The sequence below is a fragment of the Nitrosococcus wardiae genome (assembly GCF_004421105.1).
GTDB lineage: Bacteria > Pseudomonadota > Gammaproteobacteria > Nitrosococcales > Nitrosococcaceae > Nitrosococcus > Nitrosococcus wardiae.
In genome coordinates this window covers 2,834,065-2,857,284 of sequence record NZ_CP038033.1, presented here as the reverse complement: position 1 = coordinate 2,857,284, position 23,220 = coordinate 2,834,065, and the positions used below count along the sequence as shown (strand labels likewise).

The following is a 23,220-nucleotide window of genomic DNA, read 5'->3' as shown; positions in this document are numbered from 1 at the left end:
GGACGCTCTTCGGCGAGTTCTTCTCTTACCAAGACAATTTCTCCTGCTCCATGAAGGTCACCTCTTTGGTCACCACGTCGTACATCGCGCCGAGGATCTCGATTTTTCCCTCCTCTACGAATTGCTTCAGTATTTCGCTTTTCTGGGGAAGCATTTCCACCGTGCGCTGCATGTTGATCCGGGCGACGTGGTCAATATACTCGTTCTGCGTTAGCTGCTTAGAAGACTCGCCAACGCGATCCATCGATTTTTTGATTTCCTTAAAAATAGGCTCAAGATACTGACAGCTGTTCGCCACACTAGCGTCTTTGACTGTCGAAATAATTGCTCCACATCGTGTATGCCCCATGACAAGGACCAGCTTAGCGCCGGCAACAGCACAGCCATATTCAATACTCCCTATCACTTTCGTGCCGATGACGTTGCCTGCTACACTGACGCTAAAGACATCTCCTAAACCCAAGTCGAAAATCAATTCCGTGGGGGCATGTGAATCAGTACAACTAAGGACAACGGCCAAGGGATACTGCGTCTCGGTTAGGGTTTGCTGACGCGGCAAATAACGGTTCAGTCGACGGCCGGTTCGGAAACGCTCGTTTCCGTCCTTGAGAAACTTCAGCACTTGGCGCGGCGTCACATGCTCCTGCAATTCTTTGGTAGAGTAATCGACATGTTGGATCTCATCATGTATTTGGTAGTTCTCTTTAAAGCCAATGACGCTCACCCGAATCCCACGGATCGGTGCGGTCTTATTCTTGAAATCCTGGATCAAGGCGAGCACGTCAGGGTCAATATAATCGGTCCCTTGGGCATCGATTAGGACGTGCCCTCCGTGAGGGATTTCCTTGAATACGTTTGCCAACGCTGCTCGATTGAGAAAGCTGACCTGGTTGGGAAGCTCAATATGCATCACGTCGCCGCTGAGGTGTGTCTCCACGATCCGGCGAATGGGGTAGCGCATGCTGCTATAGAGGATAAAGCTGCTCGCCACAACCAATCCGATCACAATACCAATCAATAAGTCGGTGAGAACAATGGCAACGACCGTGATCAAGAACGGCATAAACTGAGATCGTCCTTGGCTATACATTTGCCGGACGACGGTCGGGCTGACCAGCTTGAATCCCGTCATCAGAAGAATTGCCGCTAAACAAGAAAGCGGGATCATGTTCAGCCAAATTGGAAAAAGCGCGACGCATACTAGCAGCAAGAGTCCGTGGAAAATCGCCGAGAGCTTCGTTTGGGCTCCGGCGTTGATATTAACCGTCCCCCGAATAATCACTGAGGTCAGCGGGAGCCCGCCCAATATGCCGGAGGTCACATTGCCCACTCCTTGGGCAAGCAGTTCGCGGCTGGGAGGCGAATAGCGACGCTTAGGATCCAAGTTATCGACCGCTTCCAGATTTAATAGTGTTTCTAGCGAAGCGACGAGTGCGATGGTCATCGCTGCGAAATAGACCGCTGGATTTGAAAGGATCGAAAAATCGGGAAATCGCAGAAAGCCGATAAATCCCGAGACGCTTTCAGCGACAGGGACTTGAACAAGGTGCTCCGTTTCGATCAACCAGATGCCGCCCAATTGCCTGAACACCAGATTCAAACCGACTCCTAGCAGGACGACAAGCAGCGGAGCGGGCACAAGGGACCGTTTGAGTGGCTCGATCCGATCCCAAAGCACCAGAAGCGCCACCGACAGCAAGCCAATGACCATCGCTCCTGGATGGAGATCGAAGAACATTTCGATAAGTGCGGAGAAAGTAGTCTCTTGGTCTGGCTGAAGGAACGACATTTCTCCTTCCGGATCGGTGTCGTGGCCGAAAACGTGAGGAATCTGCTTGAGGATCAGAATCACGCCGATCGCTGCTAACAGCCCCTTAATCACTGAACTGGGAAAAAAAGCAGCGATAAACCCTGCTCGGATCACTCCCAATCCGATTTGGATGATTCCACCCAGAATTACCGCCACGAGAAACGCCTCGAATGAACCGAGGGCAGCAATCTGTGCAATCACGATCGCCGTCAGTCCTGCTGCCGGACCGCTGACACTAACATGCGAGCCGCTAAGGGTACCGACCACAATACCTCCCACTATCCCAGCAACCAAACCTGAGAACAGGGGGGCTCCCGAGGCTAGGGCGATCCCAAGGCACAATGGCAAGGCAACTAGAAAAACGACCGTACCCGAAATCAAGTCCTTGGAAAGCATTGACGGTGACAGAATTTTAGCTGTCTCTGATGCCGGATTCTCCTGCGTTCTTGGATTTGACATTTAATTTTAAATCGTTTCGCCAGATGAGGAATTAAGCCTTTAGGTTATTTCTAGAAGGTATTCCTCTTTTAATTTTTTGTGACGGGCTTTCACTTTTTCCAGCGCTGCTATACAGTGATAGAGGGGGCAGAAGAGGAGTACTCCCGCTAGTATAATTTATCCCAAGATAAACACCAAAAAAAGTGAAGAAAGAAAAAAAGTGAAGAAAGCTGATAGCTGACTAAATCGGGAAAAGCCCTTTATTGAGTGGGGGTATCCGCCTATAAGGTGCGTACCCCCAGGAGAAGAATTTACTCAAAAGGATGGGCAAGCTTAGCCGGTTGCACAATGGAGTCAAACTTTTCGGCTGACAATATCTTGAGGTCTAAACAGGCTTGTTTAAGAGAAACTTCTTTGTCGAGGGCGTAGTGGGCAACTTTTGCTGCTTGGTCATAGCCAATTTCAGGGGTCAATGCGGTCACTAACATGAGGGATTGGTTTACATAGCGTGCAATCTGGGCTCGGTTTGCTTTGAGCCCTTCTACCAAAAAACGGGTGAAGTTGTGGCAACCGTCTGTTAGAAGAATGACCGAGTGGAGCAGATTGAAGACCAGCATGGGTTTGAAAACATTAAGTTCAAGATTGCCCTGGGAGCCAGCAATCCCGATGGCGGTATCGTTGCCCATCACTTGTGCCGCTATCATGGTGATGGCCTCGCACTGGGTGGGGTTAACTTTTCCCGGCATAATGGAAGAGCCTGGTTCATTGGCAGGTAGTAGGAGTTCGCCTAATCCGCAACGAGGCCCAGAACTCAACCAGCGAATGTCATTGGCAATCTTCATCAGAGAACAGGCCAACACCCGCAGGGTTCCACTGGCCATTACCATCCCATCATGGGCTGCTAAGGCGGCAAACTTATTGCTCGCGGGAACAAAGGGAAGGCTGGTAAATTCACTAAGGTAGGCACTGACCCGTTCAGAAAATTGAGGAGGAGCATTTAAGCCGGTACCCACAGCAGTTCCACCAATAGCCAACTCATAGAGCCCTGGTAAGGCCGTTTCGATCCGTTTAAGATCATCATCTAATTGGGCCACGTAACCGGAAAATTCTTGCCCTAAGGTTAAGGGGACAGCATCTTGTAGGTGAGTGCGTCCAATTTTTACAATCCCTTCGAATTCCTCTGCTTTTCGATAAAGGGCATCGCGCAGCTTTTGCACCTGGGGGAGCAGCCGAGTTTGGATAGCTTTGGCTGAAGCAATATGCATTGCGGTGGGGAAAGTATCATTAGAAGATTGAGACAAATTAACGTGATCATTGGGATGGATAGGATCTTTGCTGCCCCTTACCCCTCCGGCAAGCTCAATGGCCCGGTTAGCGATGACCTCATTGACATTCATGTTCGCCTGAGTCCCGCTCCCCGTCATCCAAACTCGCAATGGGAAATGATCTTCGAGCTTCCCATCCGCAATTTCTGTCGCGGCTTGGGCAATGAGCTGGGCTTTCTCCTCTGGCAGCTTACCTAACTCTGCATTGGTTAAAGCAGCTGCCTTTTTGATAAGCCCAAAAGCTTCTATCACTTCCTGGGGGATAAAATCGTGACCGATGGAAAAATAAATCAGCGAACGTTGGGTTTGGGCGCCCCAATAGCGATCAGCGGGTACTTCAATTTCACCCATACTGTCGGTTTCAATACGTTTATTTTGTTGGGTTGTATTCATGGAGTACTCCTTCGCTTGGTCCGTTCAATTACTTCTATAAGAGGCGGTAAGAGTCGGGAGATGAAAGGAAGATTACTATACGGCACTTGCTTTAGGTAGGCGATATATTCTTGGGGGAGATTAAACTCCTGAGCACCGGCAATCAGTAAGTCACGGTAGCGTCGTGAGGGGCGACGGCCCTCTATGGGACGGGAGCTTTGGTAGGCCCAGGCATTTATCCAGCCACTCTTTGCACCTTCAACTTTGATCATAAGACGCTGATAGCCCCCGGCCTTCGAACCGATCTATTTGGGCGGCAGCATGAGCCGTTAAATGATGGAGAACGCCATACACGGAATCCGTTTGTATCGGTTGAATGCTGGCAAAACAAGGCTCGATGTAGGGTAGTCCAGGTTGGCTAAAGACGAGTTGATATCCATCGAGGCGAGCTTGTTCGCTGGAAAGGGGAATAACACCGCGACGCCGAACCAAAACATCAGTAAGCATATTCGCGCCATAAGCAAAATACCAGGCTGACATTCTATGACCTCCTAGCATATAGTTATAGTAAGAGAAATTAAACAAATACTGTTTTATTATATCTCTTTCATGCTAAAGTATTAGAATATTAGCAAGCATATTCGACGAGCTAGAAATATATTTCTATGAGACACAGTCAACTTCGTGCTGTCCTTGCTACGGCAATGAATTACCTCGAAACCCAGCTAAGAATACTTGACCAAACCCTAAAGGAAGAAGAAGGTTACCCTTTATGGGTATGGCATGAAAAGAATCCTACTAAGGCTCGTATACAACTCCGCCAAATAATCACCGCGATAGATTATCAGGATGGGCAGGACCCAGTTTCCACACGCATCTGTCCTGCCCTAGTAGGGGTTTCTATCACTACTCTTAATACCATTCACCATATTAATGAGGGTAAAGCTGCTTTGCAACAAGCTTTAAAAAATATGGATGGCATTAAAATCGAAGAACCCGATCGAGAAACAGGTACCCCTTTATTGCGACCCTTAATTAAAGTTGCCCTAGCATCTTTAGGACACGCCCGTTTACATCGCCGACAAGCAACACGAAAGTTTGTTATTCTAGAACAAATGCCAGAATCAGTAAGTTTTATTTGGAGTCGTTTACCCAAGATTGAGAGCATTGATATGGAGGAAGCACGGCACCGTTTAGAAATACGTCTTGAAAAGGGCCAAGGTAATTCCCTTCTAGTTGAAGAAGATCTACGCCGTTTGAACCAATGTGATCCTAACGAACGCCTAGCCATTGTCAATCCTCCCCATATCCACCCTCGAGCTAATATTGCCTGGTTCACAGAGGAGGGAATAACACGACGAGCACAAAAGCGAGCGGTATTGCCCATTTTTTATCCAACAACCCGCTATGATAATCTTCCCCGTCTTCGACCGCTTCCAGAAGAGCCACCAATGCCAGGGCTACGACTACGACGCAATGATGCCACCATTGAGACCAACCCCTTCCTGTTAACCATTCGAGCCCATCGTTATATGCCTTGAGAAAATTCGCGCCATCTAACAGGATAACGGGAAGCTTTAATTTAACATAATATATATTATGCGAACTATGCTAAGAGGTTCGCAAGTGCATCCCAATCCATTGCTGCTTTCAATATGGATGGATTTACCTTAAGCTAACCTCAAGTCAATCTGAAATTTAATACAATGAGGAAAAATTACGCAGATCAATTCCCTCAACAAAAAGGGCTTATTTATCTTAATCACGCTGCCGTTGCACCTTGGCCCCGCCAAACTGCAGAGGCCGTCAAATGCTTTGCTGAAGAAAATGTCATTACAGGAGCCTGGCATTACTCCCACTGGATAGAAACAGAAAAGCAATTGCGCGAACTAGCTTGCCACTTGATCAATGCGCCTTCAATAGACGATATTGCACTGATTAAAAATACCTCAGAAGGTTTATCTATCATTGCTAGTGGCTTGGAATGGCAGCCTGGTGACAATATTGTCACCAGCGATCAAGAGTTTCCTTCTAATCGCATCCCTTGGCAAGCATTGGCTGAACGGGGTGTCGAATTGCGCGAGGCCAACCTAAGCGCAGAACCGACTCCTGAGGATGCACTACTAGCCCAGGTTGATGAGCACACTCGATTGCTGACTATCAGCTCCGTTCAATATGCTTCGGGATTGAGAATGGATTTGGAACGGCTCGGCCAATTTTGCCAACAACGAAAGCTCTTATTTTGCGTTGACGCCATTCAAAGCTTAGGGGCGCTGGATTTCGATTGCCAAGCTAACCATGCCGATTTTGTGATTGCCGATGGTCATAAATGGATGCTAGGACCAGAAGGTATGGGGATCTTCTATTGCCGACCTGAAGCAAGAGAAAAACTAAACCTTCATCAATTTGGATGGCACATGATAGAAGCTATTGGGGATTACAACCGTAAGGATTGGAAAATTGCCCCTTCTGCACGGCGATTTGAATGTGGCAGCCTCAACATGATAGGGATTGTCGCACTTAAGGAAAGTTTGAGTTTGCTGCTCGATAAGGTAGGGATAGCCTGTATAGAACAGGCCGTGCTTGCAAATGCAACTTATCTCATCGAGCAGATCCAGGCAGAACCTAGTCTCCAATTGTTATCCCCTCATTCTCCAGGGCGGCGTTCCGGTATTGTCACCTTCAAACGCCAAGGCGCAGACCCCGTCGTTCTCCACCGCTATTTAATGGATCAAGGCGTGGTCTGCGCCCACCGAGGGGGCGGTATCCGTTTCTCCCCCCACTTTTATACCCCCAGGGAAGGGCTTAAGCAGGCTTTGAAGCTAATATCTAAACTTCCAGAAAGTGCTGTCTAATTATCTTTTGATCTCTCAATTTTCTCTTTAAGTAGTTGGGAATCAAGTAATTGAACCTCTTTTTCTCCGCCACCTCCCATTTGGGTAATACCCACTATCACCATTAAAATAATAAATAGAGCTATTACTCCAACGATGTACATTAATTGTTTATCCTGCTTTTCCATCATTTTCTCCTTACTCGTCAAAATAACCTATCAGCTCCCGCCCTAGAGAACAAGGAAAAGAAGTTCTCTGAGGTTAGATCCTCAATATCTGCCACCGAGGTTTTTCGTAACTTAGCAATGCATTGGGCCACATAACGGACATAAGCGGGTTGATTGGGTTTTCCTCGGTAAGGCACGGGCGCTAGATAGGGAGAATCGGTTTCTATTAATAAACGATCGGCCGGGACTTGAGCCGCTACTTTTTGTAAGGCACTGGCACTGCGAAAGGTAACAATTCCGGAGAAGGAAATATAGAACCCTAAGTCTAGCCCCTCCTTTGCCATTTCCCAATCTTCGGTAAAACAGTGAAAGACCCCCCCTACTTCACCGGCATTCTCTTCTTGCAGAATACGCAGGGTATCCTCTTTCGCTTGTCGGGTATGGATAATAAGCGGTTTCCCACATTCCTTTGCCGCCGCAATGTGGATTCGCAACCGTTCACGCTGCCATTCCAAATCCCCTTCGCTACGAAAATAGTCTAGACCCGTCTCTCCAATCGCAACAACCTCTGGAGCAGTTGCCAACTCCACTAACTGTTCTACGGTAGGTTCAGTGCTTTCTCGCGTATTGGGATGCACTCCAACGGAGACGGATACTTCAGGGTAATCCTGCGCTAACTTGCGAATATCGGGAAAAGTTTCTAAGTCCACCGAGACGCAGAGCATATGACCTATCCCTGCTTCCCGGGCCTCTGCCACGACCGGGTACACTGAATCGCCAAAAGGCGTTAAATCAAGTAAATTTAAATGGCAATGGGAATCAACCAACATAGAACTTTATCACTGACTATTTGGCAGGAAACAGCTGACCTTGAAAAGGTCATTTTATCACTTTTAAAGTAATAATTGCTAATAAGCCCACTACATCGTATGGGTCGGTTTTTCGAATTTGAGCATCCCAGCCAGATAATCTTCAATTTTGGCACGGGCTGCACCCCCATTAATGTCGTTAAATTGAACGCCAATCCCAGCAGCCCGATTACCCTGAGCTCCCCTGGGGGTAATCCAGACCACCCTACCGGCAACAGGGATCTTCTCTGTTTCTTCCATTAAAGTAAGGAGCATAAAAACTTCGTCTCCAACGCGATAATTTCTACTCGTGGGTATGAATAGGCCTCCATTTTTAGTGAAGGGGATATATGCATGATAGAGGGCGTTGGTATCTTTGATAGTCAAGGATAATATCCCTTGCCGAGGAGGTGGAGAACCTGGTTGGTTAGATACACTCATAATTAACCTCGCTAAAATACCAAGACCATTGGATCAATAACCCTTCTAGCAGGAGCTGGGGATTGACACTAATCTGCCCCTTCCACAACCACAGATCGCGATCGACCTTTTCTAAAAACCTAAATAGCATCTTAACATCGGTCCTTTCAGCAAGTAACTGGAGTGAATCAGCAATGTCGCGATTTATCAAAAATTGTTCCGAAACCCCGCCTTTAAGGCGGACCATATCTCCCACCAACGTAGACATCCAATATAACGGTTCTCCTAAATCGTTCTTAAGATAATTTTGCGTTATCTCAAGGGGATCTGCTTTTCCCTGGGCCAGGAAAAAGAGATTCTTAATGAAATGCTCACGAAGCGATAAAAAATCCTGTTGGATGTACTCTAGAGCTCGCAAGGGAGCCCCTCCTGTCAGAGTCAGCAGCGCTGTCGAATTCATTTTTGTAGAGGGAGGTAACCGTTGCTGCAGCCATAGTTGGGCCTCTTCCAGATGAGGGGGAGAAAACCATAACCGCTGACAGCGGCTGCGGATAGTGATGGGAAGCCGTGAAAGCATAGCGGTAATGAGAATCAAAACCGTCTCGCCAGGGGGTTCTTCCAAAACTTTCAGCAAGCTATTGGCAGCGCTTAAGGTCATTTCCTCAGCAGGTAAAATTGTGACCGTCTTAGCGCCTGATTGCCGAGCCTTAAGTGCCAGGTGGGTTTGAACTTGCCGGATTTGATCCACCGAGATCGTTTGTTTTCCTTCCTTGGGGAGAAGAATCATATTATCAGGATGGCTGCCGGCACGTTGCAAGCGGCAGCCAGCACAAAAGCCGCACCCTTGTCCCCCTTCTTGGGGGTGTTCACAGGACAAAGTTTGAACTAAATTAGCTGCAAAATCACGTTTCCCTACTCCTTCGGGCCCCGCTAGCAGCAGGGCATGGGGCATGCGTTTTGCCACCCGGGACGCCATAAGACTGTTCCAGTGAAGTTGGTGCCATGGATAAAGTTCAGACACTCTGGTTGGCCTCCACAAATGCCATGATGACCTGCTGAATAGTCTCCTGTACTTCTGCTAGGGGCAAGGAAGCGTTAATCAGGCGATATTCATCCACGCGCTTCTTGGCCAAAGAAAGATAGGTCTCACGGACATGCTCAAAGAACTCAACCTGTTCTTGTTCAAAACGATCTGGCTGTTGATGACGGTTCGCTGCCCGCTGTAACCCTACCTTTACAGGGACATCAAGTAAAAGAGTCAGATCGGGACGCAGATGACCCAATGCCCAATTTTCAAGTGCTGCAATACGGGACAGAGGCAACCCCCGACCTCCGCCTTGGTAAGCATAGCTAGCGCCTGTAAAGCGATCACAAAGCACCCATTTCCCCCCTGCTAGAGCAGGAGAAATCACCTGCCGTACATGCTCGACACGAGCTGCAAATATTAACAGGAGTTCCGCATCGGCGGACATTCCCCCCGGCCTTGGTGTTAATAATAATGTTCGGATCTGCTCTCCTAGTTCAGTACCCCCCGGTTCACGAGTAACAGTAACAACTTTGCCGGTACTCTCAAGTAGTTGTTGAATAAATTTCAACTGAGTGCTCTTTCCTGCCCCCTCGATGCCTTCAACCGAGATAAAATAGCCTCTGTTCATGACATCCTAATTTCCATTCGGTTTACCCTTACCCAATTGATAAGTTTGTACCGCCGCCCTATGCTCTTCAAAGGTGGTAGAGAAATAATGGCTGCCATCCCCCCGGGCGACAAAGTATAAGGCTTCCCCTCCGGCAGGATGCAGGGTAGCCTGCAATGCGCCAAGACTAGGGATACAAATGGGCGTAGGGGGGAGTCCAGAACGAGTATAGGTATTATAAGGTGTGTCTTCCCTTAAATCCCGATGCCGCAAATTCCCATCAAAGCGATCCCCTAGACCATAAATCACAGTTGGATCGGTCTGTAGACGCATCCCCTTTTGCAAGCGCCGGGCAAATACTCCAGCAATCAGAGCCTGTTCTTCAGGTAATGCCGCTTCCCGTTCCACGATAGAGGCCAAAGTCAAGGCTTCATAGGCACTTTGATAAGGAAGCCCAGCAGCCCTATTCTCCCACTCCCGCGCCAGGTGTTCTGCCATAAGTTGGTATGCACGCCGTAAAAAGTCCACGTCAGTGGTGCCTCGAGGGAAGAAATAAGTATCAGGGAAAAACCTCCCCTCGGGATGTTTTTCAGGATAACCGAGACGCTTCATCATCTCAGAAAGGGTCACTTCTCCCAAAGTTTGCCGAAGATGAGGACTGTTTTGAACAGCCTTCATCACTTGCGAAAAAGTCCATCCTTCTACCAAGGTCAAGCTGTATTGCTTCACCTTACCTGCCACAATTTGGCGCAGAAATTCCGGTGGTGTTGTTGCTGGTTGAATATCATATTCACCGGCCTTAATATTTCGAGCCACGCCTTGCCAGCGGGCCAACAACACCAAGTACAGAGGATGCTCTAGGGCTTCCTGTTGATGAAGTTCAGTAGCCACAGAGCGTACTGTGGCACCGCTCGGAATCACCAGCTGCAAACCTTCCTGGCTTACGTTAAGGGGGGTGTGATTGAAGCGGTCGTATTCAAACTTTGCCCATAGCACCGCCACTCCCACGCTAAACCCGAAAAGAGCCAATGAAAAGAGAAAATTTTTGCGCATGATATTACTGGGTTGCGTATCCCTTTTTAGCGGTATCAGGAGAGTTGGCTATAGATCCGACGTTGTAGGCACTGGGTCACTGACCCTAACGGATATTCAGTTTCCTCAAAACGGCGCACCGGCCATAGCCCCATTAAGCTATTGCAAATAAAAAGCTCTTCTGCCCTTTTGAGATCTAACAGCGTTAGTGAACATACCGTCACTTTTAAGTCCAGAGCAAAGGCCTGCTCCAATATAAACGCCCGCATAACTCCAGCTACTCCACAGCTACTTAAATCAGGAGTTTGCAGATTACCCTCTTGGACAATGAAGAGGTTGCTCATGGTTCCCCCGATAACGTACCCTTGAAGGTCTAACATCACCCCTTCAGGGATCATTGGATCATCCCACTCATTTCGGGCTAAAACCTGCTCTAACCGACTAAGATGTTTCATCCCCGCTAAGTAGGGATTATGGCCTAAAGGAGTCCGACAAATTCGAAGAGTTATCCCGTATTCACTAGAAATCGCCGGATAATCTGGCCAAGGATGTATGGAAAGAATTCGGGTCGGTTGAGGCTGGGGTGGCGACCGATAGCCGCGGCCTCCACTTCCCCGGGTCACGATGATTTTTAGCACCCCCCGGGAGATCCCCTGACAGAGATGAGCTACCTCTTTATCAAGGACTTCCCGTTCGGGTACCGGTATTGCTAAACGGCGACAATCTGCCTCTAGCCGTTTTAAGTGGGAGGCATAAAGTACAGCCCGTCCGCTTACGACAGCGATAGTCTCAAATAATCCATCGCCATACTGCAGACCTCGATCAGTAACCTCAATCTCAGAGGTAGCCCGGCCATTGATAAGGATCATTGAAGATAAAGTCGATCCCCACAGGCTAAAATCTTACTTTAGCTGACGAAAGACCAAAGATCCATTGGTGCCACCAAAACCAAAAGAGTTAGAAATAACCGTCTCAATCTTCATTTCTCGAGCGGTATTCGGCACATAATCTAACCCTTCACATTCTGGATCGAGATTGAAGATGTTGATGGTGGGAGGAGCGATCTGATCACGGATAGCCAATACCGAGAATATGGCCTCAAGCCCTCCGGCAGCACCTAGCAAATGCCCCGTCATAGACTTGGTAGAACTGACCGCAATCTTTTCAGCATGATCTCCTAAAACGGCTTTAACTGCCAAAGTTTCAGCCCGATCACCGGCAGGCGTTGAGGTACCATGGGCATTGATATAATCCACATCTTCCCCATTGAGACGAGCATTTTTCAACGCATTCACCATGCACCGGGCAGCGCCCTCACCATCTTTTGGTGGTTGGGTCATATGATAGGCATCAGCACTCATCCCAAAACCCACTACCTCGGCATAGATTTGGGCCCCTCGCCGTTTAGCATGTTCTAATTCCTCTAGGACGACAACACCTGCTCCGTCACTGAGGACAAAACCATCCCGGTCTTTATCCCAAGGCCGGCTCGCAGTTTCTGGATCCTCATTGCGGGTGGATAAGGCACGAGCGGACGCAAAGCCACCCAGACCGGTAGGAGAAGTGGCCATTTCAGCACCACCGGCAATCATAACTTCCGCCTCACCCCGCTGGATGATCCGCATCGCCTCACCGATATTGTGAGTTCCCGTGGTACAAGCAGTGACAATAGCAATATTAGGGCCCTTCATTCCATAAAGGATAGATAAATTCCCAGCAATCATATTGATGATGTTGCTCGGCACAAAAAAGGGAGAAATCTTCCTTGGTCCTCCCTGGAGATATGCCCCATGCCCCAGCTCAATGCCGTGTAAACCACCAATCCCTGAACCAATGGCAACTCCTACCTGGGTGGCATTGGCTTCATTAATCTCTAACCCCGCATCTTCAATGGCCTGTTTAGACGCCGCAACACCGTAGTGAATAAAGGGGTCCATCTTACGGGCATCCTTAAGGGAAAGGTAATGGCTCACATCAAATCCCTTTACTGCACCCCCAAAACGGACAGAAAAACTTGACACATCAAAATGGGTAATGGGTCCAATCCCACTTTTACCCGCCAAGATGTTGGTCCAAGATTCTTTAACATTTAATCCCATTGGACAAACAGTACCGAGACCGGTAACGACAACCCGTCTGTCAGACAACAATTTACCCCCTTTTAAATAAAGAAACGCGGCCGCATACGGTGTTTCCATGATACGGCCTGGCCTCTTACTACGGATTAATAAATAATATACTTACCCTTGACGTTCCTTAATATAGTCAATCGCTTCTTGAACCGTGGAAATTTTCTCCGCCTCTTCATCAGGAATTTCACATTCAAACGCCTCTTCCAGCGCCATCACAAGTTCTACGGTATCTAATGAGTCGGCACCAAGATCATCTACAAAAGATGACTCATTAGTCACTTCCTCAGGATTCACTCCCAGCTGTTCAACCACGATTTCCTTAACGCGGGTTTCTATGTCATTCATAGCAGTTTATTCCTCCAAAAGACAGTCTCGCAGACCTAACTGCGGGTGCTAGTTTATCGGTAACCCCTTAAAGCCACAAGATAATCTATTTCAAGTCTCACAGACACAACTAAGTCATATAGAGCCCGCCATTAACATGCAGGGTTTCTCCCGTAATATAGCCCGCCTCTGGGCTTGCAAGAAAAGCCACTGCAGCCGCAACCTCCTGGGCTTTGCCTAACCGATTTAGCGGAATTTGCGCCAGTAATCCTTCCCGCTGAGAATTGTCCAAAGCCCGAGTCATATCGGTGTCGATAAAACCTGGTGCCACGGCATTAACGGTAACCCCACGAGCGCCTACCTCTCGCGCCAGAGCCTTGGTGAACCCTATCATACCCGCTTTGGCGGCGGCATAATTGGTTTGCCCCGCATTTCCCATCACCCCCGTTACCGAGGTGATATTGATAATACGTCCCCAACGGGCTTTTATCATGCCCCGAAGGCATCCCTTCGAGAGGCGATAAACAGAAGTTAGGTTAGTATTAATGATGCTCTCCCACTCCTCATCCTTCATACGCATTAGCAAATTATCACAGGTAATACCAGCATTATTTACTAAAATGGCGGGAGCCCCTAACTGCTCTGCTATTGCAGCTAACGCTGAATCAATTGAGTCGGGCTTGGAAACATCTAAGACCACGCCGACACCTGGCCATCCCTGCTCCGCTAGAAAAGCAGTAAACCCATCCGCACCTGTTGTTGAAGTGGCTGTTCCAGCAACTGTCGCTCCTTGGAGGGCAAGTGCCTCGGCAATGGCTCGACCGATACCTCGGCTTGTTCCTGTTACTAAAGCGACTTTGCCTTCCAATTTCATTGATTATGCTCCTCCAGTTATTTTCAGTGTTTTCTCAAGGCTGGCCGAATCGTAAATTGGCAACATTGCCATATACTTATCAATTCTCCTGCTTAGCCCCGTCAACACCTTGCCGGGCCCACATTCAACCCATGTATTTACCTCCTGGGACCTTAGCCAAGTGATGGTCTCCACCCAACGCACGGGATGATCCAACTGACGAGTTAGGGCATCAGTGATAGCCCGGGGATCTTGGTTGACAGCCACATCTACATTATTCACTACGGGAATAGAGGGTGTTTTAATGGCAAGCCCTGAGAGACGTTGGCGAAGCCGCTCTGCCGCGGGCTCCATGAGTCGACAATGGGAGGGAACACTCACTGAAAGAGTCACGGCCCGCTTTGCTCCAATATTCCGAGCCTTTTCCACTGCCCGGTTAACCGCCTCAGCGTGCCCTGCGATCACTACTTGGCCTGGAGCATTAAAGTTAACAGCTTCTACTACCTGGCCCTGGGCAGTTTGTTTGCAAACATCCTTGATCGCTTCATCAGAAAGGCCAAGAATAGCGGCCATCGCTCCTTCCTTTTGTGATACGGCCTCAAGCATGTAACGCCCTCGGTCGGCAACCAACCCAACCGCTGCTTCAAACTCAATGGCTTCGGCACAAACCAGCGCCGTATACTCTCCTAAACTGTGTCCTGCCATAAAAGCTGGGCACCGTCCTCCTGCAGCACGCCAAACCCGCCAAACAGCTACTCCTGCCGCCAACATGGCCGGTTGGGTGCGATCAGTGCGGTTCAGGTCTTCTTCAGGTCCTGCCTGTACCAACTGCCATAGATCATATTCAAGAACGGCAGAAGCCTGGGCAAAAGTCTCTCGGACCTGGGGGTTGGATTCGGCCAAGTCAGCTAACATTCCTATGGCTTGAGACCCCTGCCCTGGAAACACAAACGCTAGCTTATTCATCTTTATCAAGGTTCAATACATTAGCAAAGCAGAGCCCCAGGTGAAGCCACCACCAAAGGCTTCAAGAAGAAGCGTATCTCCCCGTTTAATACGTCCATCACGGACGGCAATATCGAGGGCTAGAGGCACAGAGGCCGCAGAAGTATTGCCGTGGGTATCGACAGTAACGACCACCCGTTCCATGGGAAGATTGAGCTTTTTAGCGGTAGCGGCAATTATGCGGATATTAGCCTGATGAGGAATAAGCCAATCGATCTCCTGCTGATCCATATTGTTAGCCGCTAACGTCTCCTCAACGATGCGTTCCAAAGTTCGGACCGCCATTTTGAAAACCTCATTCCCTTGCATCTGAATGAAAGCCTCTCCTTGTTTCAGCAACTCATAGGCTTCAGAGATGCCAGCTGGCACAGTCAGGAGTTGTTGGTAACTACCATCTGCATGAAGGTGGGTTGAAAGTATTCCGGGTTCCGGGCTAGCTTGAAGTACAACTGCACCCGCACCATCACCAAATAGCACACAGGTAGTGCGATCAGTCCAGTCAACGATGCGAGATAAGGTCTCTGTCCCCACAACCAAGGCAGTTCGAGCACTGCCGGTGCGGATAAATTTCTCAGCCACTCCCAAAGCGTAGACAAAACCTGTACAAACAGCCTGAATATCAAAAGCAGCACAGCCATGAATATCTAAGCGTTGTTGGAGCAAACAGGCAGTGCTTGGAAAGACGCGATCAGGAGTAGTAGTAGCTACTACGATAAGATCAACTTCCGGGGGTGTAATATCCGCTGCTTCAATGGCACGCCAAGCGGCTAATTCAGCAAGATCGCAAGCGGTCTGCCCAGGCTCCACCACATGCCGGCTTTTAATTCCCGTTCGTTCGGTGATCCACTGATCAGAAGTCTCTACCATCCGCTCTAAATCAGCATTAGTGAGCACCCTTTCGGGAAGACACCCGCCGGTCCCTATGATACGGGCGTAGCTCAAACTGCTTGCCCTTCTAATAACCACGGCTCTATATGGGCACTGATATGTTTAGGCACATCCTTGCGGGCCTCAATCACAGCGATACGGATGGCGTGGGCAAAAGCCGTTATATCTGCCCCGCCATGGCTTTTAATAACTACTCCATTAAGCCCCAGCAAATTCGCCCCATTGTAGCGACGTGGATCCATCCGCTCTCGGAAAGTTTTTAGTACCGGTCGAACAAGAAGACCCGCCAGGCGGGTCAAAAAGTTGCGTTGGAAGGACTCTCGCAGGTAATAGCGTACCATTCGCGCGACCCCTTCGCTGGATTTCAATGCTACATTCCCCACAAAACCATCACAGACAACCACATCAACGCAACCTTCGTAAACATCATCTCCTTCCACAAACCCCACATAATTCAAATGGCTCTGGGTGAGCATGCGGCCTGCCTGTTTGATTTGCTCATTACCTTTGATAACTTCGGTGCCAATATTTAATAGCCCTATCGAAGGTTCTGGGACATTATCAATAGCACTGGCTAACACCGAACCCATCAGCGCGAACTGATACAGATTCTCAGCGCTGGAATCTACATTAGCGCCCAAGTCTAGCATGTAGCAATGCCCTTGGATTGTTGGCAGAGCAGAAACAATGGCAGGTCGGTCGATCCCAGGGAGAGTCTTAAGTACAAAGCGGGCGATAGCCATCAAGGCACCGGTATTGCCTGCGCTGACACAGGCATCAGCCTTCCCGCTCTTGACCAGGTTAATGGCTACCCGCATGGAAGAATCTTTTTTGGTCCGCAAGGCTTGCGAAGGCGCCTCATCCATTTCAACTTTTTGCGAAGCATGTTGTACGATTAAACGCGCCCCTAGTGTTCCATGGTGTGCTGCCACCAAGCCACATAGCAGGTCTTGATCCCCGGTCAGAATCAACCTCACGTCCTCCATTTCAGAGAGGACCTTAAGGGCAGCAGGAACCACCACTTGGGGGCCATGATCACCCCCCATGGCATCTAACGCAATTGTTACACTCAATGCTGGAGCGCCTTTATTCTTCTTCGGCTTCGGCTTCACTCTTACTGACCAGCACCCTTTTGCCCCGATAGTAACCATCTGGGGTAATGTGATGCCGGCGGTGGGTTTCTCCAGAGGAGGCGTCTACAGAGAGAGTAGGTTTACGCAGCCCATCATGGGCTCGGCGCATACCCCGCTTAGAAGGGGTTTTCTTGTTTTGCTGAACAGCCATGGTAATGCTCCTTAAATTTACATGGGTGGACGCACATCGTTGCTATTTTATGTCTCGCGCTTGTCTTTCGTTTTGAAATTTTTAAGGATCGCAAAGGGATTTGACTTTTGCTGGGATGTTGTTTGCTCTTCTTGTTTATCTTGATCCGCCAACAACTGGGGGACTTCACCCCGAGGACATTCACCAACAGGATGCCTGACTACGATGGGGAGTGCTAGAAGTAATTCCTCTTCCACCAGGCTCCATAGGGATGCGGTCTCTTCCGGTTTTACAATCCATGGTTCATATTCATCAGGCCAACGGTGGATTTCCGACTCAACCACCATTAAGCCAAATTGTGTTTGGGTATCCAGCTTAATCTCTACCGGTTGTAAACAGCGTTGACAACTCAACTGTAGGTCCGCTTTGATGTGCTCTTGGGCAAAGCAGCAACCTTGCTCGTCACAATCAAACGCTAGCTCAACCTCAGCAAAATCTTTCCTATTGAGGATCTCCGACCCTAGTTGCGGCATCTGAGTAAAGGGCACCCGCCCTTTAAGCGCTTGGCCAGACCGCGCCAACTGCCAAGGCGATACACGATCCGGTAAGTTTTTCACCATACAACAAAACGGGGAATTTTAACGAGCAGCGCCACTGCTGTCAAAACATTAACTACGCCGTATTATAAAGCTCAATGATATTCATATCACGTTCTTCCTGGACCCACTTAGCGCTGTCCGAGCGTTGGATTTCCAGTTGCTTTAGATACTCCGGATTAACGTCACCCGTAATATAATTGCCGGTAAAACACGAGGTGTCAAAACAAGTGAGAGCAGGATTACGCTTACGAACCGCTTCGACAAGGTCTAGCAGATCCTGGTAGATTAGCCAATCTGCACCTAGAATATCGGCAACTTCTTGCTCGGTACGACCATGGGCCACCAATTCACTTGCTGCGGGCATATCAATACCATAGACATTAGGATAGCGCACAGGAGGGGACGCTGAAGCAAAATACACCTTGCGGGCACCCGCTTCTCGCGCCATCTGGATAATCTGTTGGGAAGTCGTCCCTCGGACGATAGAATCATCTACCAGCAACACATTTTTGCCCTTGAATTCCAAATCAATAGGATTAAGCTTTTGACGAACCGATTTTTTTCGCTGTTTCTGACCAGGCATGATAAAGGTTCGACCGATGTACCGATTCTTGATAAAACCTTCCCGGTATACCACTCCTAAAGCATAGGCCAGCTGCAAAGCTGCACTACGGCTGGTATCGGGGATAGGGATAACGACATCAATATCGTGATCCGGACGCTCCCGCAATATTTTTTGCGCAAGTTTTTCTCCCATTCGCATACGGGATTTATGCACCGAAACATCATCAATCATCGAATCAGGTCGGGCCAGATAAACATACTCGAAAATACAGGGGGAATACATCGAATTGTCGGCACATTGCCAGGCATAAAATTTACCATTCATATCAATAAAAATGGCTTCTCCTGGCGCCACATCACGAACCAATTCATACCCCAGGGCATCAATCGCCACACTCTCAGAGGCTACAATATATTCAGTTTTACTCGCTCCTTCGCGCTTACCAAAAACCAGGGGTCGAATCCCATAAGGATCCCGAAAAGCCAGTATACCGTAGCCTGCAACCATCGCCACGACTGCATAGGCTCCCCGACAACGTCGGTGCACCTGGCTGACCGCAGTGAACAGATCGCTCGGCATGATGCGCATTTTGTTGAGTTGCTGCAACTCATGGGCAAGCACATTAAGCAATACTTCTGAATCAGAGTTGGTATTGATATGTCGCCTATCTGCCCGAAAAAGCGCCTGCTTTAGCTCCTCCGAGTTGGTCAGGTTGCCGTTGTGGGCAAAAGTAATTCCGTAGGGGGAATTCACGTAAAAGGGCTGGGCCTCAGCCGAAGAGGAGCAGCCTGCGGTAGGATAACGAACGTGGCCCATTCCCATATTGCCCTTAAGCATTAACATATGGTGGGTTTGGAAAACGTCCTTAACCAGACCATTATCTTTGCGTAGATATAATCGCCCCTTATCATAGGTCACAATACCCGCCGCATCTTGCCCTCGATGCTGTAATACCGTAAGACCATCATACAGGGTTTGATTGACCTCCCCATTACCCACAATGCCAATGATGCCGCACATCTTATCTATCCTTCATATGGGTTATTTAAAATTGAATATGTCCGGCGATATCAGGGGGCATGAAGCTCCGTGCCCAAAGAGCTAGCCTCTGAAAATAATTGAGCAATTGGGAATCTTGCCACCATGAGTCTTTCGGCATCGGAGTCATTCCAGCCAAAAGAACTAACACCGTCACAATAGCTACCCCACGGGCAATACCAAAGATAACACCCAGCATTCGATCTGTACCCGTTAAACCTGTTGTTTGCACTAGTTTGGCTAGAAGATAATTAATCGTCGCCGCAAGTAATAAAGTTACTAACCAGAGCAAAAAAAAGGCAATGGCTAACCGCAATGAAGGTGGAACCGAGATCAGTTCGGCAAGCCATTCGGCAACCTCGGGCGAGAAACCCAAAGCCACCCAAAAAGCCAATATCCAAGCAGCTAGGGACACAGTCTCTTTGACAAACCCCCTAGCCAAGCTGATAAGCCCTGATATTAAAACAATTCCAACAATTAGGTAATCCACCCAGATCAAGAGCTTTTCCCTCATTCAACCATTAGAGGGTGAAACAATAAAAGCCTTGATCTGCATCTGACCTTCTAATTCTTCCTTTAGCTCTGTAGCACGCACCTTATCTCTCTCAGGACCTACCCGGACCTTGTAAACTGTCTTTGTTCCGTTTTTTATAGTTTTGATAAACACCCTATAGCCAGAAGAAGCCGCATCGTTGCGCATTCTTAGCGCATTTTTCTGATGGGTAAAACTGCCTATTTGGATAAACCAGCCCCCCACGATCTCTGGAGATCCAGAGACGGAGGAATGGGCTGGTTCTGTTGAAGCACTCAAAGTTGTCTCCCTAGTCGGCAACGGTGAAGAAAGCGCTTCCTCCTGGCCGGATCCCTCAGGATTTGACAGTTCCTGTCTATTTTGCTCGGGTAACCACTTAACCGCAGAGACAAACGCAGAGTTTTTCCGTGTATTTGATGGAACCTCCCTTTCGGGTAGGGAACTTTCATGTGCTTCAACATACCCTTGGCGTTCAGATTGGAGAGTAATATCGGTGGGTTCCCCCAAGAGAAAAGGGATCACAATGATCCCCACCCCTATCAATACTGCCGCCCCGAGCAACCGTTGCTTTAGATTTTGTTCCAGCACGGTAAGTACACTGCTAAAATCTATAATACTTTAATTCTAAATTTCAATGGGTCCTTACCGAGGCTGATTTTCCTCGACGCCCTATCGTTTTCTTTTCATCGTTCATAATGGAGTCATCATTGCTCTTTTTGGCCTCCGGCATGTGCTGTAGAGCAATCGCAAGTACATCTTCGATCCACTTTACTGAGCGAATATCAAGATTTTGAGTAATATTTTTAGGAATTTCAGCCAGATCTTTACAATTTTCTTCCGGAATTAAGACGATTTCAATTCCACCGCGCAAGGCTGCGAGCAGCTTTTCCTTAACTCCACCAATAGGCAATACTTCACCACGCAAGGTAATTTCCCCCGTCATAGCCACATTGGCATGTACAGGAATATTGGTTAGAGCCGAAACCAAAGCTGTACACATACCGATTCCCGCGCTCGGACCATCTTTAGGAATAGCGCCTTCTGGAACATGGATATGGATGTCATAATTTTGATAAAAATCTGGATCAACGCCTAACAGCTCAGCCCGGTGACGCACTACCGTGGTTGCTGCCTGGATTGATTCCTGCATAACGTCACCCAACTGCCCAGTGTAAGTCGCTTTTCCTTTTCCCGGCATCACCGCAGATTCGATTGTAAGCAGATCCCCTCCTGCTTCTGTCCAGGCCAACCCTGTCACTTGACCTACCCGGTCTTGCTCCTCAGCCCGACCAAAGCGATATTGCCTAACCCCCAAGAAAGCATCTAGATTACGGGTATTGACCGCTACTTTTTTGGTCTTTGGTTTTAGTTGAACCCGCTTAACTACCTTCCGACAAATCTTGGAAATCTCCCTCTCCAAATTACGGACTCCGGCTTCCCTGGTATAGTAACGGATGATATCCCTCACGGCAGCATCAGAAAGGGTAAGCTCACCTTCCCTGAGGCCATTGGCCTTGATTGATTTTGGAATCAGGTAACGGGTCGCAATATTAACCTTTTCATCCTCGGTGTAACCAGAGATCCGGATGACTTCCATCCGATCAAGTAGCGGTCCTGGGATATTTAAGGTATTCGCAGTAGTCACGAACATAACTTCAGAGAGATCATAATCTACTTCTAGATAATGATCATTAAAAGCATGATTTTGTTCTGGATCCAGGACTTCTAATAGGGCTGATGCAGGATCGCCACGAAAGTCCATAGCCATCTTATCGACTTCATCCAGCAAAAATAGAGGGTTACGAGTGCCGTTCTTCGCTAAATTTTGAATAATTTTGCCTGGCATTGAACCAATATAGGTCCGGCGATGTCCCCGGATCTCAGCCTCGTCTCGGACTCCTCCCAAAGACATACGAACAAATTTACGGTTGGTCGACCGCGCAATGGAACGTGCAATGGAGGTTTTCCCTACCCCTGGAGGACCTACTAAGCAGAGCACAGGTCCTTTGGATTGCTTGACTCGTTGCTGCACAGCAAGATATTCAAGGATCCGTTCCTTAACTTTTTCTAAGCCGTGGTGATCGGCCTCAAGTACCGTCTCTGCTTTGGCTAGATCCAAACGGACCCGATTCCGTTTTTTCCAAGGCACGCTAATCAGCCAATCGATATAATTGCGCACTACGGTTGCTTCCGCCGACATGGGCGACATCATCTGCAGCTTGTTTAACTCCGCTACCGCTTTAGCCTTAACTTCCTTTGGCATGCCCGCCTTTTCAATCTTATTGGTGAGCTCCTCGATTTCGTTGGGTACATCTTCAAGCTCGCCCAACTCCTTTTGAATAGCCTTCATTTGCTCATTGAGGTAATACTCACGCTGGCTTTTTTCCATTTGCCGCTTAACACGGCCACGAATACGTTTCTCTACTTGCAGGATATCAATTTCGGATTCCAAAAGACCTAACAAATGTTCTAAACGTTCCCGGACATTATTAATTTCTAGAATAGCCTGCTTTTCTTCGATTTTAAGTGCCATATGAGCGGCAATAGTATCTGCCAAGCGGCCTGAATCATCAATACTCGAGAGCGAAGACAGAATCTCAGGAGGAACCTTTTTGTTGAGTTTAACGTACTGCTCAAATTGATTAAGGAGAGAGCGACTAAGAACTTCTGTTTCCCGGTCGTCTTCTCCAATATTTTTATAATGAAATAACTGCGCGCAAAAATAATCTTCCCTATTCGTGTATTGGCGAATCCGGGCGCGCTCACTGCCTTCTACAAGCACTTTAACCGTTCCGTCAGGAAGTTTAAGCAATTGCAGGATATTGGCTAAGGTCCCGATACCGTAAATATCCTCAGGCTGAGGATCATCCTGGGCAGGATTCTTCTGAGCAACCAGCAATATCTGCTGATTAGTTTCAATAGCTGATTCAAGTGCTCTGATAGATTTTTCACGGCCAACAAAGAGAGGAATCACCATATAGGGATAAACAACGACATCACGCAATGGCAACACCGGTGTAGAGAATCCTTTGGTTTCATCTACCCCTACATCGGTTTTCGTGCTGTCTTTTTCCATGCTAGAAAACCTCAATATATTTGGAAAATAGGCTAGAAAATTAGGTTTCGGCTGTCGGCTAATTG

25 protein-coding genes are annotated in these 23,220 nt (G+C 48.3%); 2 read left to right on the top strand and 23 right to left on the bottom strand.

Annotated features, from left to right (window positions below):
- Window positions 1-25 precede the first annotated feature (25 nt).
- The 4 genes from E3U44_RS13585 to E3U44_RS13570 all read right to left on the bottom strand — a co-directional run bounded on the left by E3U44_RS13585 (window position 26) and on the right by E3U44_RS13570 (window position 4,485).
- The gene (locus E3U44_RS13585) at window positions 26-2,269 is read right to left on the bottom strand and encodes a bifunctional SulP family inorganic anion transporter/carbonic anhydrase (RefSeq protein WP_134358683.1); all 2,244 of its coding nucleotides are present in this window, start codon (window positions 2,267-2,269) and stop codon (window positions 26-28) included.
- Between the two features lie 290 nt (window positions 2,270-2,559).
- Entirely contained in the window at window positions 2,560-3,966 is a 1,407-nt protein-coding gene (gene fumC / locus E3U44_RS13580) for a class II fumarate hydratase (RefSeq protein WP_134358682.1), read from the bottom strand.
- Complete coding sequence (locus tag E3U44_RS13575; protein ID WP_134358681.1) at window positions 3,963-4,217, bottom strand: gamma-glutamylcyclotransferase; 255 nt, start codon at window positions 4,215-4,217, stop codon at window positions 3,963-3,965. Before E3U44_RS13575 ends, fumC begins: the two co-directional genes overlap by 4 nt.
- The gene (locus tag E3U44_RS13570) at window positions 4,204-4,485 is read right to left on the bottom strand and encodes a gamma-glutamylcyclotransferase family protein (RefSeq protein WP_166805085.1); all 282 of its coding nucleotides are present in this window, start codon (window positions 4,483-4,485) and stop codon (window positions 4,204-4,206) included. The genes E3U44_RS13575 and E3U44_RS13570 overlap by 14 nt, the downstream gene beginning before the upstream one ends.
- Before the next feature lie 125 nt (window positions 4,486-4,610).
- Here E3U44_RS13570 and E3U44_RS13565 point away from each other — a divergent pair, with 125 nt between their 5' ends.
- Both E3U44_RS13565 and E3U44_RS13560 read left to right on the top strand, forming a co-directional pair.
- On the top strand, window positions 4,611-5,486 hold the full coding sequence (locus E3U44_RS13565) for a hypothetical protein (protein ID WP_240761483.1): 876 nt from the start codon (window positions 4,611-4,613) through the stop codon (window positions 5,484-5,486).
- Between the two features lie 165 nt (window positions 5,487-5,651).
- Window positions 5,652-6,800 (top strand): aminotransferase class V-fold PLP-dependent enzyme, encoded by a 1,149-nt coding sequence (locus E3U44_RS13560; RefSeq protein ID WP_134358678.1) that lies wholly within the window; start codon window positions 5,652-5,654, stop codon window positions 6,798-6,800.
- Here E3U44_RS13560 and E3U44_RS19365 read toward each other — a convergent pair.
- The 19 genes from E3U44_RS19365 to lon form a co-directional block, all read right to left on the bottom strand.
- Window positions 6,797-6,970: a hypothetical protein gene (locus E3U44_RS19365; RefSeq protein ID WP_166804970.1), complete on the bottom strand. Its 174-nt coding sequence runs from the start codon at window positions 6,968-6,970 to the stop codon at window positions 6,797-6,799. The genes E3U44_RS13560 and E3U44_RS19365 overlap by 4 nt on opposite strands.
- A gap of 14 nt (window positions 6,971-6,984) precedes the next feature.
- Window positions 6,985-7,776, bottom strand: coding sequence for a TatD family hydrolase (locus tag E3U44_RS13555; protein WP_134358677.1), 792 nt, complete (start codon window positions 7,774-7,776; stop codon window positions 6,985-6,987).
- A gap of 90 nt (window positions 7,777-7,866) precedes the next feature.
- Window positions 7,867-8,235 carry a PilZ domain-containing protein gene (locus tag E3U44_RS13550; RefSeq protein ID WP_134358676.1) on the bottom strand — a complete coding sequence of 123 codons (369 nt, stop codon included), beginning with the start codon at window positions 8,233-8,235 and terminating at the stop codon, window positions 7,867-7,869.
- Window positions 8,222-9,190 (bottom strand): DNA polymerase III subunit delta', encoded by a 969-nt coding sequence (locus tag E3U44_RS13545; protein ID WP_240761481.1) that lies wholly within the window; start codon window positions 9,188-9,190, stop codon window positions 8,222-8,224. Before E3U44_RS13545 ends, E3U44_RS13550 begins: the two co-directional genes overlap by 14 nt.
- A 37-nt stretch (window positions 9,191-9,227) precedes the next feature.
- Window positions 9,228-9,869 carry a dTMP kinase gene (gene tmk, locus E3U44_RS13540; protein ID WP_134358674.1) on the bottom strand — a complete coding sequence of 214 codons (642 nt, stop codon included), beginning with the start codon at window positions 9,867-9,869 and terminating at the stop codon, window positions 9,228-9,230.
- Window positions 9,870-9,875: 6 nt separating this feature from the next.
- The gene (gene mltG / locus E3U44_RS13535) at window positions 9,876-10,901 is read right to left on the bottom strand and encodes an endolytic transglycosylase MltG (RefSeq protein ID WP_134358673.1); all 1,026 of its coding nucleotides are present in this window, start codon (window positions 10,899-10,901) and stop codon (window positions 9,876-9,878) included.
- Window positions 10,902-10,936: 35 nt separating this feature from the next.
- A complete protein-coding gene (gene pabC, locus E3U44_RS13530; protein WP_134358672.1) occupies window positions 10,937-11,749 on the bottom strand; it encodes an aminodeoxychorismate lyase in 813 nt (270 codons plus the stop codon).
- A gap of 33 nt (window positions 11,750-11,782) precedes the next feature.
- Window positions 11,783-13,027, bottom strand: a complete 1,245-nt coding sequence (gene fabF / locus E3U44_RS13525; protein WP_134359848.1) for a beta-ketoacyl-ACP synthase II — start codon at window positions 13,025-13,027, stop codon at window positions 11,783-11,785.
- A 93-nt stretch (window positions 13,028-13,120) separates the two neighbouring features.
- On the bottom strand, window positions 13,121-13,357 hold the full coding sequence (acpP, locus tag E3U44_RS13520; protein WP_134358671.1) for an acyl carrier protein: 237 nt from the start codon (window positions 13,355-13,357) through the stop codon (window positions 13,121-13,123).
- 109 nt (window positions 13,358-13,466) lie between these two features.
- Window positions 13,467-14,210 carry a 3-oxoacyl-ACP reductase FabG gene (gene fabG / locus E3U44_RS13515; protein WP_134358670.1) on the bottom strand — a complete coding sequence of 248 codons (744 nt, stop codon included), beginning with the start codon at window positions 14,208-14,210 and terminating at the stop codon, window positions 13,467-13,469.
- Window positions 14,211-14,213: 3 nt separating this feature from the next.
- A complete protein-coding gene (gene fabD / locus E3U44_RS13510; protein WP_134358669.1) occupies window positions 14,214-15,155 on the bottom strand; it encodes an ACP S-malonyltransferase in 942 nt (313 codons plus the stop codon).
- 12 nt (window positions 15,156-15,167) lie between these two features.
- Entirely contained in the window at window positions 15,168-16,136 is a 969-nt protein-coding gene (locus tag E3U44_RS13505) for a beta-ketoacyl-ACP synthase III (protein ID WP_134358668.1), read from the bottom strand.
- The gene (gene plsX / locus E3U44_RS13500; protein WP_134358667.1) at window positions 16,133-17,155 is read right to left on the bottom strand and encodes a phosphate acyltransferase PlsX; all 1,023 of its coding nucleotides are present in this window, start codon (window positions 17,153-17,155) and stop codon (window positions 16,133-16,135) included. Before plsX ends, E3U44_RS13505 begins: the two co-directional genes overlap by 4 nt.
- Before the next feature lie 13 nt (window positions 17,156-17,168).
- Entirely contained in the window at window positions 17,169-17,366 is a 198-nt protein-coding gene (rpmF, locus tag E3U44_RS13495; RefSeq protein ID WP_134358666.1) for a 50S ribosomal protein L32, read from the bottom strand.
- Window positions 17,367-17,413: 47 nt separating this feature from the next.
- Window positions 17,414-17,965, bottom strand: a complete 552-nt coding sequence (locus E3U44_RS13490; RefSeq protein WP_134358665.1) for a YceD family protein — start codon at window positions 17,963-17,965, stop codon at window positions 17,414-17,416.
- A 52-nt stretch (window positions 17,966-18,017) separates the two neighbouring features.
- Entirely contained in the window at window positions 18,018-19,529 is a 1,512-nt protein-coding gene (gene purF / locus E3U44_RS13485) for an amidophosphoribosyltransferase (RefSeq protein ID WP_134358664.1), read from the bottom strand.
- A gap of 25 nt (window positions 19,530-19,554) precedes the next feature.
- A complete protein-coding gene (locus tag E3U44_RS13480; RefSeq protein ID WP_240761479.1) occupies window positions 19,555-20,061 on the bottom strand; it encodes a CvpA family protein in 507 nt (168 codons plus the stop codon).
- A complete protein-coding gene (locus E3U44_RS13475) occupies window positions 20,062-20,667 on the bottom strand; it encodes an SPOR domain-containing protein (protein WP_134358663.1) in 606 nt (201 codons plus the stop codon).
- A gap of 43 nt (window positions 20,668-20,710) precedes the next feature.
- Window positions 20,711-23,155 (bottom strand): endopeptidase La, encoded by a 2,445-nt coding sequence (gene lon, locus E3U44_RS13470; RefSeq protein WP_134358662.1) that lies wholly within the window; start codon window positions 23,153-23,155, stop codon window positions 20,711-20,713.
- Window positions 23,156-23,220 lie beyond the last annotated feature (65 nt).